The 14,387-nt window shown below is 40.5% G+C and carries 14 protein-coding genes; all 14 read right to left on the reverse strand.

What is annotated here, in order from left to right:
• Positions 1-175 precede the first annotated feature (175 nt).
• Positions 176-679: an SEC-C metal-binding domain-containing protein gene (locus tag LJD61_RS06630; protein ID WP_255226743.1), complete on the reverse strand. Its 504-nt coding sequence runs from the start codon at positions 677-679 to the stop codon at positions 176-178.
• 41 nt (positions 680-720) lie between these two features.
• Positions 721-2,130: a sodium:solute symporter family protein gene (locus tag LJD61_RS06635; protein ID WP_255226744.1), complete on the reverse strand. Its 1,410-nt coding sequence runs from the start codon at positions 2,128-2,130 to the stop codon at positions 721-723.
• Between the two features lie 16 nt (positions 2,131-2,146).
• Complete coding sequence (locus LJD61_RS06640; RefSeq protein WP_255226745.1) at positions 2,147-3,325, reverse strand: aminotransferase-like domain-containing protein; 1,179 nt, start codon at positions 3,323-3,325, stop codon at positions 2,147-2,149.
• A gap of 33 nt (positions 3,326-3,358) precedes the next feature.
• Positions 3,359-3,898, reverse strand: a complete 540-nt coding sequence (locus LJD61_RS06645) for a 2-oxoacid:acceptor oxidoreductase family protein (RefSeq protein ID WP_255226746.1) — start codon at positions 3,896-3,898, stop codon at positions 3,359-3,361.
• Entirely contained in the window at positions 3,888-4,733 is an 846-nt protein-coding gene (locus LJD61_RS06650) for a thiamine pyrophosphate-dependent enzyme (protein ID WP_255226747.1), read from the reverse strand. The genes LJD61_RS06645 and LJD61_RS06650 overlap by 11 nt, the downstream gene beginning before the upstream one ends.
• Positions 4,721-5,872 carry a 2-oxoacid:acceptor oxidoreductase subunit alpha gene (locus LJD61_RS06655; RefSeq protein ID WP_255226748.1) on the reverse strand — a complete coding sequence of 384 codons (1,152 nt, stop codon included), beginning with the start codon at positions 5,870-5,872 and terminating at the stop codon, positions 4,721-4,723. The genes LJD61_RS06650 and LJD61_RS06655 overlap by 13 nt, the downstream gene beginning before the upstream one ends.
• Positions 5,859-6,062, reverse strand: a complete 204-nt coding sequence (locus LJD61_RS06660; RefSeq protein ID WP_255226749.1) for a 4Fe-4S dicluster domain-containing protein — start codon at positions 6,060-6,062, stop codon at positions 5,859-5,861. The genes LJD61_RS06655 and LJD61_RS06660 overlap by 14 nt, the downstream gene beginning before the upstream one ends.
• Positions 6,063-6,256: 194 nt before the next feature.
• Positions 6,257-8,185 carry a sigma 54-interacting transcriptional regulator gene (locus LJD61_RS06665; RefSeq protein WP_255226750.1) on the reverse strand — a complete coding sequence of 643 codons (1,929 nt, stop codon included), beginning with the start codon at positions 8,183-8,185 and terminating at the stop codon, positions 6,257-6,259.
• Positions 8,186-8,359: 174 nt separating this feature from the next.
• Positions 8,360-9,436, reverse strand: coding sequence for a butyrate kinase (gene buk / locus LJD61_RS06670; protein WP_255226751.1), 1,077 nt, complete (start codon positions 9,434-9,436; stop codon positions 8,360-8,362).
• 19 nt (positions 9,437-9,455) lie between these two features.
• Positions 9,456-10,367, reverse strand: coding sequence for a phosphate butyryltransferase (locus LJD61_RS06675; protein ID WP_255226752.1), 912 nt, complete (start codon positions 10,365-10,367; stop codon positions 9,456-9,458).
• A gap of 15 nt (positions 10,368-10,382) precedes the next feature.
• Positions 10,383-11,555, reverse strand: a complete 1,173-nt coding sequence (locus LJD61_RS06680) for a M24 family metallopeptidase (RefSeq protein WP_255226753.1) — start codon at positions 11,553-11,555, stop codon at positions 10,383-10,385.
• Between the two features lie 2 nt (positions 11,556-11,557).
• Positions 11,558-12,544, reverse strand: a complete 987-nt coding sequence (locus LJD61_RS06685; protein ID WP_255226754.1) for an ABC transporter ATP-binding protein — start codon at positions 12,542-12,544, stop codon at positions 11,558-11,560.
• Between the two features lie 2 nt (positions 12,545-12,546).
• Positions 12,547-13,524, reverse strand: a complete 978-nt coding sequence (locus tag LJD61_RS06690) for an ABC transporter ATP-binding protein (protein ID WP_255226755.1) — start codon at positions 13,522-13,524, stop codon at positions 12,547-12,549.
• A gap of 11 nt (positions 13,525-13,535) precedes the next feature.
• Positions 13,536-14,372 (reverse strand): ABC transporter permease, encoded by an 837-nt coding sequence (locus tag LJD61_RS06695; RefSeq protein WP_255226756.1) that lies wholly within the window; start codon positions 14,370-14,372, stop codon positions 13,536-13,538.
• Positions 14,373-14,387 lie beyond the last annotated feature (15 nt).

A 14,387-nucleotide genomic window follows, 5' to 3' on the forward strand; every position in this document is an offset into this window, starting at 1 on the left:
CATTTATTTAAAAAGTCAAAGCCGACTAGATTCAATGTATTATTAAATTGCCTTAATTTCCATTGTATTCATTAATTAAAGTGCCCAATATCATGCTATATATGCCAGGGTCTTTGAAGCTATCATACCTATCTTACATAAAAAAATAAAGCCTCCTTATCGTGGAGGCCATCAATTATTTATTTGCGCCGCAGCACTTTTTATATTTCTTGCCGCTGCCGCAGGGACATGGATCGTTTCTTCCCACAGTTTCTTCTTTTATTACAGTGCCGGATAATCTCTGCTTTTTGGTTATTTCTTTCCTTTTATCATCGCTTAATATGCTATCCCACTGGGGCAGACTGTACAGCCATTTTGCCTTGGCAGCCAGCATATTATAGTAGAGCTTTTCTACATCTATATCCAATTCAACCTGTGAGTCTTCTTCAAGCTCTTCAAGCTTGTTGGGTTCCTTTAAGCTGGTGTTTATACCGTCCAAAAAGCCTATAAAGTGAAGCACATCTGTGCCGTAGCCTTCAGCCAGCTCTTTTGCCGAGCCTTTCACCACCTCATCAGGCTTGTTCAGGATTTTCTCATATATACCCTTTTCGATGTCAAAGTATTCTTCCCAAAACTTCTTTTGTATTTTCGGATCCTCTTCTTTATATGCAGTTTCTCTCCAAGTTTCAAATAAGCTCATATTACAACTCCCTTGCTTTGTAAATTTACCCTAATATTATATTACAAAGAGGATTTGTTTTCAAATATTTGATGATTTTCAGAGGCAAACATACCCAAAATGGTAATCATTATGCTTATAGTCACACCAAGAAACAATGGATCAAAGCTTTGGGGCAGGAAGATCTTGCCCAGCATTACCGATATTGGGCTTATGACCATCGAGCAAATAGCATAACTGCTTTTCACCTTGCCTTTCATGAACAAAGCCGCACATAGAGGCATGAAGACTGTGGCTCCTCTCAAGCCCATGGACATGAAGCTCCATTTTAGAATCAGAGACTTGGCATTCCCTGTTGTAAATAACAGAGCCAGGACAAGGCATACCACTATAACCCATCTCGATACCTTGAGGAGTCTATCATCATCAGCGTTTTTATTTATATAATTTTTATATATATCCTTTGTAAATATAGTGCTTATTCCAAGGGCAAGACCTGCTCCCGTACCCACCACCGCAACCAGCAGTGTTGCCAGCACTATACCACCCAGCCAGGGGCTCATATATTCCAGTACGAACCGGGGAAAAGCCGAGGCTGCATTCATATTAGGATGATTCATCTTCATAAAGAGACCTATGAATATGCCTGCTATGCCTATGGGGGGTATCATAAATGCGCTTATAAGCGACCCGGTTCTGGCATCCCTCAAGGTTTTTCCGGATAATACGGCCTGTATATAGGTTTGCGTGGACAAAACTCCCAATACTAATGAAAAGCCTGCTGCTCCATCTATCCATACTCCTCGGCCGAACAAGCTGAAATATGGATAGCTGGGGAAAGTATTAACAAAATGGCCTATACCCCCTCCATATGTAACTGCAATGATGCCTCCCGCGATAACAGATATATATAGAAGAATAAGCTTGGCCACTCCAACCAATCCTGTCCCCCATACTCCGCCGAAGATTACATAAGCGGACATAAGCATTATTGATATAACAGAAGCTGCAATGGGGCTGATTTTAAACATCGAAGTCAATAAAGCTACCGCAGAAAGTATTTGTGCTATTATGTTCAAGAAGGTTCCCAAGGATACGAATATGCTTGAGATAGGCCTTGCCAATCCTCCGAATTCTTCAGCCAGTATCTGGGGTACAGTTTCCTTATCGCTCCTGTGTAGAGGACCTGAGAAAAACAATGCAAGAATTAGGCATCCAATTCCTGCTCCTAAGGTAAACCACCAGGCTGAGAATCCATATAGAAAGGCCAGTTGTGCAGTACCTATTGTAGACGCCCCTCCAACCAATGTGCCCATAATAGTCCCGGTAATGATTCCCGCACCGGCTTTTTTGCCTCCCACAGAGAAATCCGATGAATTTTTTACCATTCTGCCGGAGTAAGCTCCTACCAGAGTAATCAGAAACAGCGTAAATACTATCCCTATTATGTGCTGATATGTTAATGTCAACATTATATTATCACCCTATCTATAAAGCTCTAAGGACTTTCCCCAATCGCTTAATCCCTTCCGCTATTAAATCCTCGCTCATTGTGCCGTAATTCAATCTGAAATGGTTCTCATTTCCTCCGTTAGGATAAAAGGATGACCCCGGCACAAAGGCTACCTTGCATTCCAAGGATTTTTTCAATATATCTGCCGCATCTATTCCTTTGGGAAGCTCAACCCAGGTAAACATGCCGCCATCAGGGTAAGTATATTTTATGCTTGCAGGGAATTCTTCCTTCATGGCATTTAACATAGCATCCCTTCTATTTCTGTATATGTTTCTGACCCTTTCCACATGTTCATCAAAATCATACAATTCGATAAACTTAGCCAATTCTATTTGAGACATGGTATTTGTTTGAAGATCTGCCCCCTGCTTTGCGAGAACATACTTCCTTACAATGTCCGGAGAAGCTGCTACCCAACCTATTCTTAGCCCAGGACAAAATGTCTTGGAAAAGGTTCCTAAATATATCACTATGCCTGCTGTATCAAAATGCTTAACAGGCGGTATTTCTTCATCCCCAAATTTCAGTTCTCCATAGGGATTATCCTCAATTATCGGAACATTATATTCACAAGCCAGCTGGATAAGCTGTTTTCTTCTTTCTATGCTCATGGTTCTTCCGGTAGGGTTTTGGAAAGTAGGCACTACATATATGAATTTTGTTTTCGGGTTTTCAATCAGCGCCTTTTCCAAATCATCTATTTTCATGCCTTCATCATCCATTGGAACTTCCACAAACTTAGGCATATAAGCCCTGAAAGCATTTAATGCTCCTACATAGCTGGGGCTTTCACAAATGACTACATCTCCTTCATTTATGAACAGCTTGCCGCTGAAATCCAATCCCTGTTGAGATCCGTTTGTGATCAATATTTGATCCGACTTTATATCAATACCGGATTTATTCATTCTTTTTGCAATGAATTCTCTCAAAGGCTGATATCCTTCTGTGGTACTGTATTGCAGAGCCGATCTCCCTTGCTCTTCCAATACCTTGACGCTTATCCGCTTCATTTCTTCTATAGGAAAGGATTCAGGAGCCGGCAGCCCGCCTGCAAAGGATATGACTCCAGGTTGCTGTGTGAGCTTTAGGAGTTCTCTTATAGCTGACGGCTTTATGCTGTCAACTCTATCTGCATATTTTATCTCCATAATTCTAACCCTCCAATTATTGAAACTCTGCTGCTATTGAGCAATCTCTACGCCCTTTTTAAAGGCTTTGATATTCAATTCCATAACTTTAGGCTTTTCCTTATACGCGTCTTCTATAGCATTTAGTAGGGATTCCTCTGTCAAAATGCCCGTAAGCTTTATTATGGTTCCGAGGGCTATTACATTTGCTACAGTAGTATTTCCCAATTCTCTTGCAAGGTCAGTAAAGGGGAAGCCATATTGTTTTGCCTTCGATTCCTTTGGCTCTGCGATCAGGCTATTATCATACACTAAGCAGGCATCAGAATCAACTTTAGATACATATCTATCATAGGCTACCTGAGCCAAAGATAATACTATATCTTCTTTCATTACCTCCGGATAGTATATTTCTTTATTGCTTATTATAACATCTGACTTAGTAAAGGTTCCTCTTGTCTCCACTCCATAAGAAGATGACAGTGTGGCATATTTACTTTCATATAAAATAGCAGCCTCAGCTATAAGCCCTCCGCAGGCGATAAGTCCCTGGCCTCCGACGCCGCTTAATATCAATTGCCATTTATATTTCATTATTTATGCCTCCTCCAGCTTCGGCTGTACAGCTTTCTATTATGCTTTGATATTTTTGGCTGTAATCCGGTATATCCTTATCTGTAAATTTGCCCATTATAAACTTCTTTTCTCTATCTTCCCGGCTTAACTTCTCCGCACCGCTTATTGCGACTGAATTTTCCTTTATCCATTTCAGCATCTGAGGAGCAGTCCTCATTCCATTGAGGCGGCCAAAATGAGTAGGGCAGGGTGAAATTGCCTCAATAAAGGAAAATCCTTTTTTTTCAATTCCATCTCTAATCAGTTTCTCCAATTGTACAACATTATAAGCAGATCCTCTTGCCACATAAGGGGCACCGGCGGCTTCTACCAGCTTGCATAAATCAAAGCCCGGCTCTATATGCCCATACCTGGAGGTAGCTGTATATGAGTCTTCAGGAGTAGTACCCGAATACTGTCCTCCTGTCATTCCATAATTGAAATTATTGACTACGATTGCTGTAATATCTACATTTCTTCTCGCCGTATGTATAAGATGATTTCCCCCGATAGTGGCGCCGTCACCATCACCCATCAAGGCTATGACTTTAAGCTTTGGATTAGCCAGCTTGATTCCGGTAGCAAAGGATAGCGCTCTGCCGTGGGTTCCATGAAAGGTGTTGGTGCTGATATAATCATCTGCCTTTCCCCAGCATCCGATCCCGGTAACCACTACCGTATTTTTTTTATCTAATTCCAATGTGGCAAAAGCTCTAAGAATTGCTCCCAGCACTGTTCCGTTTCCGCAGCCTGAGCACCAGAATAAAGGAAGTTTTTCTTTAATTAAATAGTCATCATATTTTATTTTTGACATTTTTCCATCTCCCCTACCTTTTCAATTATTTCATAAGGGCTGATAGACAGACTGTTCACCTTATTGACCCCTACTACGGGAATGGGATAGCTGTTTACCCTATCTACCTCTCTAATCAATTGACCCAAATTAAGCTCAGGCACTACTATACCTTTGACCCTAGCACATATCTCATCTATTTCCTCATCAGGAAAGGGCCATAGCGTAACCAACTGCAATACACCAACCTTTTTGCCTTCTTTGCGCATCACATCCATAGCCTCTAGGGCGGAGCGCGTAGTACATCCGAAGGTGATTATAGCGTAGTCTGCATCTTCCAGGTTATATTTTCTTATGATTGTAATATCTTTTTTGTTCTTTTCAATTTTGTCTGTATAGTGTCTGATAAACTTATCGGCATTTTCAGGCCTGCTGTCAGGAAAGCCTGCATCATTATGTGTTGAGCCTGATAATCTCACTATATATTCGCTGCCGTAGGAGGCTAAAGGTGCTATACCATCCTCTTCCCTCTCAAAAGGCTTATAATCCTTAGGATCACATTTTGGAAACTTTCTGTTTATTATCTCTTCGGGATTTATTTCCCTTATGACAGCTTTTTCCCTCATATGCCCTATTATTTCATCAGCTAAAAAAACTACAGGAGTACGATACTTCTCTGACAGATTGAATGCTTTAACCATCAGATAATAGCAATCCTCCACAGTTGACGGAGAAATAACGATTATACCGTGGTCTCCATGAGTTCCCCACCGGCTCTGCATAAAGTCTCCTTGAGCAGGCTTGGTTGCAAGGCCTGTGCTTGGGCCAGAACGTTGAACATTAATAATCACACATGGCACTTCAGCCATAACAGCTACTCCTAAATTCTCCTGCATAAGGGAGAAACCGGGACCGCTGGTAGCGGTAAAGGATTTCTTTCCGGCCGCAGAAGCTCCTATGATTGCAGCCATGCTGCCTATTTCATCCTCCATCTGGACGTAAAGACCGCCTAACTGCGGAAGCCTCCTTGAAGCTATTTCTGCTACCTCCGAAGAAGGAGTGATAGGATAGCCGGCATAAAATCTTGCTCCAGCTGCAAAAGCTCCTTCTGCAATAGCTTCATTCCCTTGCATGAATCTAAGGCTTTTATTTTGACTCATCTTCCGTCACCTCCACTTTGATTGCAAAATCCGGGCATCTCAATTCACAGAGCCTGCAAACCGTGCATTTATCTTGATTTTGTGGTACCGGAGTGCCATCTGCTTCTTGAGCAAATACTTTTACAGGACAAAATTCTATGCAGATTCCGCATCTTTTGCACCAATCTTTCCTAATACTTATCATGCTCATATTTTTGACCTCACTCTCTATGTATGAATAAACTCTATCACATTATATGTATAGCAAATAGTATACCAATTCAGCAATATGGCTCTCCCAACCGTTCATAGGCTGAGAGAGCCATATTGATATAAATTGTATGTCAAATATGAACAAATTTATAAACTTTGTTGAATTTTGAAACAAGAGCTTGAGCAGCAATGTCATTGTTCCATATCTTCGATTTCCTTGAGCCTCTTCCATAGGGTTGTTCTGCTCATACCCAGCTTTTCTGCCAATAATATTTTGTCTCCTTTAAAAACTTTACTGGCTTCTTTAATTATTTGGAGCTCAATATCCTTTAGGTTGCCTATATCTAAGGTAATAGTATCACCTTGCTTCTCTTTTTCTGCCTTCGGCGCCTTCTTTTGATACAAGCCGTTGCCCAGCAGCTGCTCTATCAAAGACTCATTTATTATTGGAGCATTTGATAGAATACACATTTTTTCGGTAAAATTCTCCAATTGCCTTATATTGCCCGGCCAATTGTATTCTTTTAGAAGCTCCATTCCGGATTCTTCAATATCTTTAATTTTTGTATCATGCTTTGCATTCATCTCTCTTATAAAGTTCCTCAGGAGCAGGGGTATATCTTCTTTCCTTTCTCTAAGTGCCGGCAGCCTCAAGTCTAATATATTCAATCTGAAGTATAGATCCTCTCTGAATTTTCCTTCCTTCACTCTTTCATATAGATTGAGGTTAGTGGCAGCTATTACTCTTATATCTACATTGAGTATATAATCCCCTCCAACTCGCAGCACCTCCCTCTCCTGTAAGACTCTCAGGAGCCTTCCCTGAAGGCTTAAGGGCATTTCTCCAACTTCGTCGAGAAAAATAGTTCCTCCGTGGGCCAGCTCAAACAAGCCTATTTTTCCTCCTTTTTTCGCTCCTGTAAACGCACCTTCCTCATATCCGAAAAGCTCACTTTCCAATAGGTTTTCTGGCAAGGCCGCACAGTTTATTGCGACAAAAGGGCCATCCTTCCTTGGGCTGATACTATGAATGCTTTGAGCAAAGAGTTCCTTGCCTGTACCTGTTTCTCCAGCTATTAGTATGGTAGTGGAAGTTTTTCCTATCTTTTTTGCCTGGCTGATAGTATTTTTTATAATTTGACTTTCTCCTATGATATCGTCAAAGCTATATTTTGACACCAATCCTTTTCTATACAGCTCTGTTCTGACTTTTTGTTCCAGCTTTTGAAGCTTGGAGATTTCCTGAAAGGTCATGACCATGCCCCGCCGTTCTTTCCCGATTATTATAGGCAGGCGGTTCAATACTATCTGCTTGTTATTTACTCTTACCAGTTTATTTAGCTGATGACTTCCATCTCCATATATCTGTCCCAAATACTTTCTATTCATATTATTGTTTATAGATCTGTCCAGTACCTGATCCGCACTAAGCTCGAATATTTTTTCCGCTGCAGGATTGAATATTATAATTACACCATTTCTATCAAGAGCAATTATGCCGTCTCCCGAATGATCCAATATTGTTTTGAATCTTTCAGCCTTTTCTTTTTCTCTCAAGCCAAGGCTGCAAATGTTTTTAGCAGCTATAACAGCTTCCTTCACTTGTTTTTCTCCGGTTTGGATAACTACTGCGTTAAGGTTTCTTACCTTAGCGGTTTCCATGATACAATCGCCCATTCCTACCAAAGTCAGCTTTCCCAAAGCTGTGGCGTCATCTACCTGCTTTTTTAACTCTTCCTTGGTTCTATAGGGAAAAACCTTAAAATCTATATCAAGGATGGTCTTTATCCTTTCAAGGTCTTTTATATCTTCCGACATATATGTTACCAAGCCTATTCTGTCCCCATATTGCTTTGCCTTATATATGGCATCCAAAAAGTCTATAAACCTGATTTCAACAGATACCACAGGAATATCTACTATATTTTTTACCGCTTCTGCAGTACCCCCCTGGCTTATAATCACATCAAAGTTTTTCTCATTTTCTTTTGCATATATATGTCCATCCTTCATTATGCCGCCTTCATAAATATGCATATCTATTTTTAATTCTTTGGATAGCTTTCTGGCTAATTCTGCCAACTCATTGTAAGTAGATATGAAAAGTATACGATTCTGCATAATATATAGCCCCCTCATAGATGTTTAAATATTCATACAATACGTATATTCTCGGTATAATTACAATACTCCTCTTATTTTGTTTAACTAATTTATTTGTGTTCATATTTTAAACAAAATGCAAAGTAAGTCTTCCTGCTAAATACAAAGCCGAAGACTTACCTGTAATATTTCCTATGAATATATTTTTACACTTTCCACACCATTCATTACTCTAAGCACTCCTTGGACTAATGCAATCATTTCAAACTCTCCCGGATAAACCATTACCGGTGCTATAAAGCCTACTCTTTCTTTGATCCAAGCTGTAAACTCATCATCATAGGCCACACCTCCGGTCAACAATATGGCATCTACCTCACCCCTGAGGACTGAAGCTCCCGCTCCTATTTCTTTCGAAATTTGATATGCCATCGCTTCATAAATAAGCTTTGCATATTCATCTCCGGCTTTTATCCTTTTTTGAATTTCTCTGCCGTCATTAGTTCCTAAATATGCCGTCAATCCTCCATTGCCCACTATTTTTTTCATTATTTCCTGTTTTGTGTATTCCCCTGAAAAACACATGTCTACTAATGAACCAACCGGAAGTCCTCCTGATCGTTCAGGAGAAAAGGGTCCATCTCCGTCCAGCGCATTATTCACATCAATTATTCTGCCTTTTTTGTGAACTCCTATGGAAATGCCTCCGCCAAGATGAGCTATAAGAAAGTTATATTCTTCATATTTTCCTCCAAGCTCAGCGGCCGCTTTCCTGCCTACCGCCTTTTGATTTAATGGATGATCCTTGGACTTCCTGGGGATTTCCGGCATCCCGGATATCCTTGCTAAATCTTCAAGCTCATCAACAACTACAGGGTCAACCACATATGCCGGTATATTGAGGAGATTAGCAATCTCCCACGCTATTATGCCGCCGAGATTTGAGGCATGCTGTCCCATAACTCCAACCTTTAAGTCTTCAATCATTTTTTCATTGATGCCATAGGTTCCGCCTTTTACAGGCTTCATGTTACCTCCTCTGCCTACAACTCCATCCAAGCTGTTTAAATCTACTCCCTGCTCTTTAAGAGTGTTGACCACCATCTCTTTTCTGAAGTTGTACTGATCATGGATTTTGCTGAACTGACCTATGATCTCGGAAGAATGGAATATGGTTTTTGTAAATATAGAATCTTCATTATCATATACTGCTATCTTTGTAGAAGTTGATCCCGGGTTTATTGCCAATATCCTGTATATCTGGTTCATTGCTTAATCCTCCTAAAATTTAATCCATTACAGAGCCCCTGGAGATCAGCACTGCAAGTGCAATGGAATTTAGCTTTGCAGATACAGAGCTGGCTCTAGAGGTCAGAACAATAGGGGATTTAGCCCCCATAATTACTCCTGCCTTTTCTACATTTGAAAAATATTCTATAGCTTTATTAAGTATATTGCCTGCCTCCAAATTGGGCGTTATCAAAACGTCCGCTTGCCCTGCTACAGGATTAACTATACCTTTATGCTTTGCTGCTTCCTGTGATACCGCATTGTCTAAAGCAAATGGGCCTCCTACAATGCAGCCTTTTATTATGCCCTCATTGTTCATCCTGACCAATTCAGCTGCATGAACAGTAGAGAGTATCTTCTGATTAACTTTTTCCACCGGGCATAAAACCGCTACCTTAGGGCTTTTATTGCCTAAGGCATGGGCAACCTTTACAGCATTATTTATTATGCTTACTTTATCTTCCAAGCTGGGTGAAATATTCATTGCCGAATCACTTATAATAAAGAATCTATCATATTTATCGGTCTTTAGGACACCTACATGGCTCAGCAAGCCATCAATATTTAAGCCTGTTTCCTTATCAAGTATGGCTTTTAATATTACTGAAGTATCTACAAAGCCTTTCATGATCAGGGAAGCCTTGCCTGCTTTAACAAGCTGCACAGCCTTGCGGCATGCTTCTATTTTATCCTTTTCATCTACGATTTCATATCCTTTATTAAGATTGTTTTCCTCAACTATTTCTTGTATTTTTCCCTTATCCCCTATCAGGATTGCATCGGCAATGCCTTCTTCACATGCATGTTCAACGGATTTCAAGACATCTTCATCTTCAGCCGCCGCCACTGCTATGGTTTTGGGTCCAATATTTTTAGCGTATTCAATTATTTGTTCAAAAGTATCTATCATAACCATTATCCTTTACTACAGTATCATCAGCTCACTGTTTGACGGAGTCAGAATCTCACATCCGGTTTCCGTAACAAGTATGTTTTCTTCTATCCCAAGACTTCCTACTCCATATTCATATATATATGGTTCTATGGCAAAGGTCATGCCCGGTTGAAGTATTGTATCGGTCTTGCTGTCCAGCATAGGGAATTCATGAACTCCAACTCCTATGCTATGACCGCACCAATTCTTATATACGTTTATTTCTGAAAATTTACTATTATCCATAAAGTCATCAACAACTTTGACAACTTCCTTAATAGGCACACCGGGTTTTATAGCCTCTATTCCTTTATAGCAGGCCTCCCTTGCCACATTAAACATTTCAAGCTGATAGTCTGTGGGCTTGCCTATTACAGCTTCTCTGATTATATCCGAATAATATCCTCTATAAACCGGACCTCCGTCTATCAATATAATATCACCCTTGCCTATAGGCCTGTCTGATGGAGGGCAGTTGCTTTGAGAATATCTCTCAACTCCCGCTCTTACTCCAAGAGGCAAAGTCCTTTGAGCACCAAGCCTAAAATATTCCTGAGCTATAGTCCTATACAGTTCATCCTCAGTCATGCCTTCATAAAGGCTATCCAGACCTTTTTGTATTCCTCTTATATTTATGCTGCAGCATTCTCTGATCTTTTCAATCTCAAGAGGAGATTTTATAGATCTTAGGTTCCATATGATCTCCGCTGCATCAACTATTTCTGCATCCTTCAATTCATTAAAAAGATCCTGTGATGCATTATAATTTAAGTGCATCTTATGGCCTTCCCCTAATTCCAAACCGACTCTTCCCCTGATGACTCCCTTGTCCCTGAGCAAAGAGGTTATAGCCTTTGCATAGGTTGGATATTCATCCTTGCCGTATGCCCTTATATCTTCCGCACAGGATGTAACTCTTGCCGTTTCAGCTCCTCCTTTTGTAGTAGCCAAAGCCATGGATCCATCCTTGGTTATTATTACTACCCCGGGAGTAGAAACCTTGCTGTCCCATACTATGCTGTTAAAACCAGAAAAGTAAAAAGTGTTTTCATCACTTGTAAGTATTATTGCATCTATGCCCTTTGATTCCATTTGGCTTGTAATCTTTTGAAGTCTTCTTTCATACTCCTCCACCGGAAATCCTAACATCAGAGATTGTCTCATTTTCAATCCTCCTTATTATCGTATAAATGACATGCTACAATATGATCTTCCCCCATATTTAAGTCTTTGGGTTCTTGCTTCTTGCATATATCCATTACATTTTTGCATCTTGTATGGAAACGACAGCCCGATGGGGGATCTACCGGGCTGGGTACGTCTCCTTCCAACATTTCCTGTTCTACTATAATCTCAGGGTCAGGAATGGGTATGGCACTTAGCAAAGCTTGTGTATATGGATGCTTTGGATTATCAAATAAGTCCTTTTTATTTGCTATCTCTACAATCTTACCCAAGTACATAACAGCAATCCTATCGCAAATATGCTTGACCACACTTAAGTTGTGGGAAATGAACAGGTAAGTCAAATGATATTTTGCTTGCAACTCCTGCATTAAATTCAGTATCTGAGCCTGGATTGATACATCCAAGGCAGATACAGGTTCATCACAAACGATCAAGGAAGGATTTAAGGCCAAAGCTCTGGCTACCCCTATTCTCTGCCTCTGACCTCCGCTGAATTCATGAGGGTAACGATCAAAATATTCTCCCATCAATCCTACGTCGTTCATCAGCTTTATAGCTCTTTCCTTTCTTGTCTTCTCATCCCCTATTTTATGAACCACCAGCGGCTCACTTATTGTCCTGCCTACTGTAAAACGCGGATCCAGAGATGAGTAAGGGTCTTGAAAAATAATCTGAACTTCTTTACGCAAAAGCTTTGACTCTTCCCCTTGAGTTTTGAACACATCTTTGCCTCTGAACCTTATACTGCCTTCAGTTGGTTCAAGGAGCTTGACTATCATTTTACCTGTGGTAGATTTCCCGCAGCCGCTCTCTCCTACAAGACCCAAGGTTTCTCCTTCATGTATGCTGAAGCTTACTCCATCTACAGCCTTCACGTATTTTTTTTCACTAATGAAGCTCTTTGTTTTTATTTTAATCGGAAAATGCATCTTCAAATCTTTTACTTCTAAAATAACATTATTCAATCCTACTCATCTCCTTTATACTTCCAGCATCTTACCCTTCTGCTATCACCTACATTTATAAGCTCAGGCTCTTTGTCAAAGCACGCGCTTTCTGCTTCATCACATCTGGGACTGAACCTGCAGCCTTTGGGATAGTTTCTTGGACTGGGTACATTGCCTTCAATATTGTATAGCTTCTCTTGCTCGCTATTAATTTTTGGTATTGAATTAAGCAAGCCTCTTGTATATGGATGCAAAGGATTTTTAAATAAGGATTTTACATCTGAATATTCAACGGCTTTACCCGCATACATAACCATAACATTTTCCGCAATTTGCGCTACAACTCCCAAATCATGGGTAATCAAAATTATAGAAGTGTCTGTCTTTGCCTTCAAGTCACACATCAATCTCAAAATTTGTGCCTGTATAGTCACGTCCAATGCGGTTGTAGGCTCATCAGCTATGAGTATCTTCGGACTGCAAGCCAAAGCCATAGCTATCATAACTCTTTGGCGCATACCTCCGCTAAGCTGATGAGGATAGTTGTCCACACGCCTTTCAGGAAGGGGTATCCCTACCAGCTTCAGCATTTCTATGGCTCTTTCCCTGGCTTGGCTTTTATTCATTTTCTGATGAATCATAAGTGATTCCATTATTTGCTTTCCTACAGTAAAAACAGGATTTAAGGAAGTCATAGGCTCCTGAAAAATCATAGATATATCGTTGCCTCTTATGCCCCTCATTTCTCTTTCACTGAGCTTTAACAGGTCTTTGCCCTTATATAATATTTCCCCTTCTACTATCTTGCCTGGAGGGTTTGGTATGAGCCTTAGTATAGACAAGGAGGTTACACTCTTGCCGCAGCCCGATTCACCGACTATTGCCAAGGTCTCTCCCTTGTTGACTTCTATGTCCACCCCATCTACCCCGGGCAAGACTCCTTCTTCAGTATAGAAATATGTTTTCAGATTATTAACTTTAAGTATATTTTCTTTCATATTCTCACCCACTAGCTATTCTTTAACTTAGGATCCAACGCATCTCTCAAACCATCTCCAACCAAACTGAAGCTCAAGACTACCATGGTTATTGCAGTTCCCGGAGCTAAGGCCGCTAGAGGCGTACTTCTCAATACTTCTCTGGCTTGGCTCAGCATGGCTCCCCATTCTGGATTGGGCGGCTGTACTCCGAGACCGAGAAAGGACAGGGAGGAAGCCGTAAGTATTGCAGAGCCTAAGCTTAAAGTAACATCTATTATTATTTGCCCCATTGTATTTGGTATTATATGAAAAACAATTATTCTAAAATCAGATGCTCCTATCACTTTGCAGGCTTGTATAAATTCTGTATGCTTTAAAGATATTACAAGTCCTCTCACAAGTCTTGCTACATAAGGTATGGAATAAAATGCAATAGCTGCCATGGTATTCATTATTCCGCTTCCTAAAACTGCCACAACAGCAATGGCCAAAAGCAATCCGGGGAAGGCTAAGATCAAGTCAATAAGTCTTGATATAAGGGCATCGATCCAACCTCCGTAATAACCTGCCAGTACACCAAAAATAATGCCTATAAACGAACCTATAAACACGCTTACTACGCTCATCATCAATGATACTCTGGCTCCATATACCAATCTGGTAAGAGTATCTCTTCCCAAATTGTCCGTTCCAAGCCAGTGCTTTATACTGGGACTTTGATATTTATTGGGCAAATCGATGGCAGTAGGATCATATTTGCAAAGGCTTGGTCCAATCAAAGCAGTTATTACAAAAATCAAGATTATTATTCCGCCGATTACTGATGATTTTCTCTTCTTAAATCGCTTAAATACCTGTGAATTCAATCAGCTTCCCCCCCA

It is taken from the genome of Lutispora saccharofermentans (assembly GCF_024363565.1).
In the GTDB taxonomy this organism is placed as follows: Bacteria; Bacillota; Clostridia; order Lutisporales; family Lutisporaceae; genus Lutispora; species Lutispora saccharofermentans.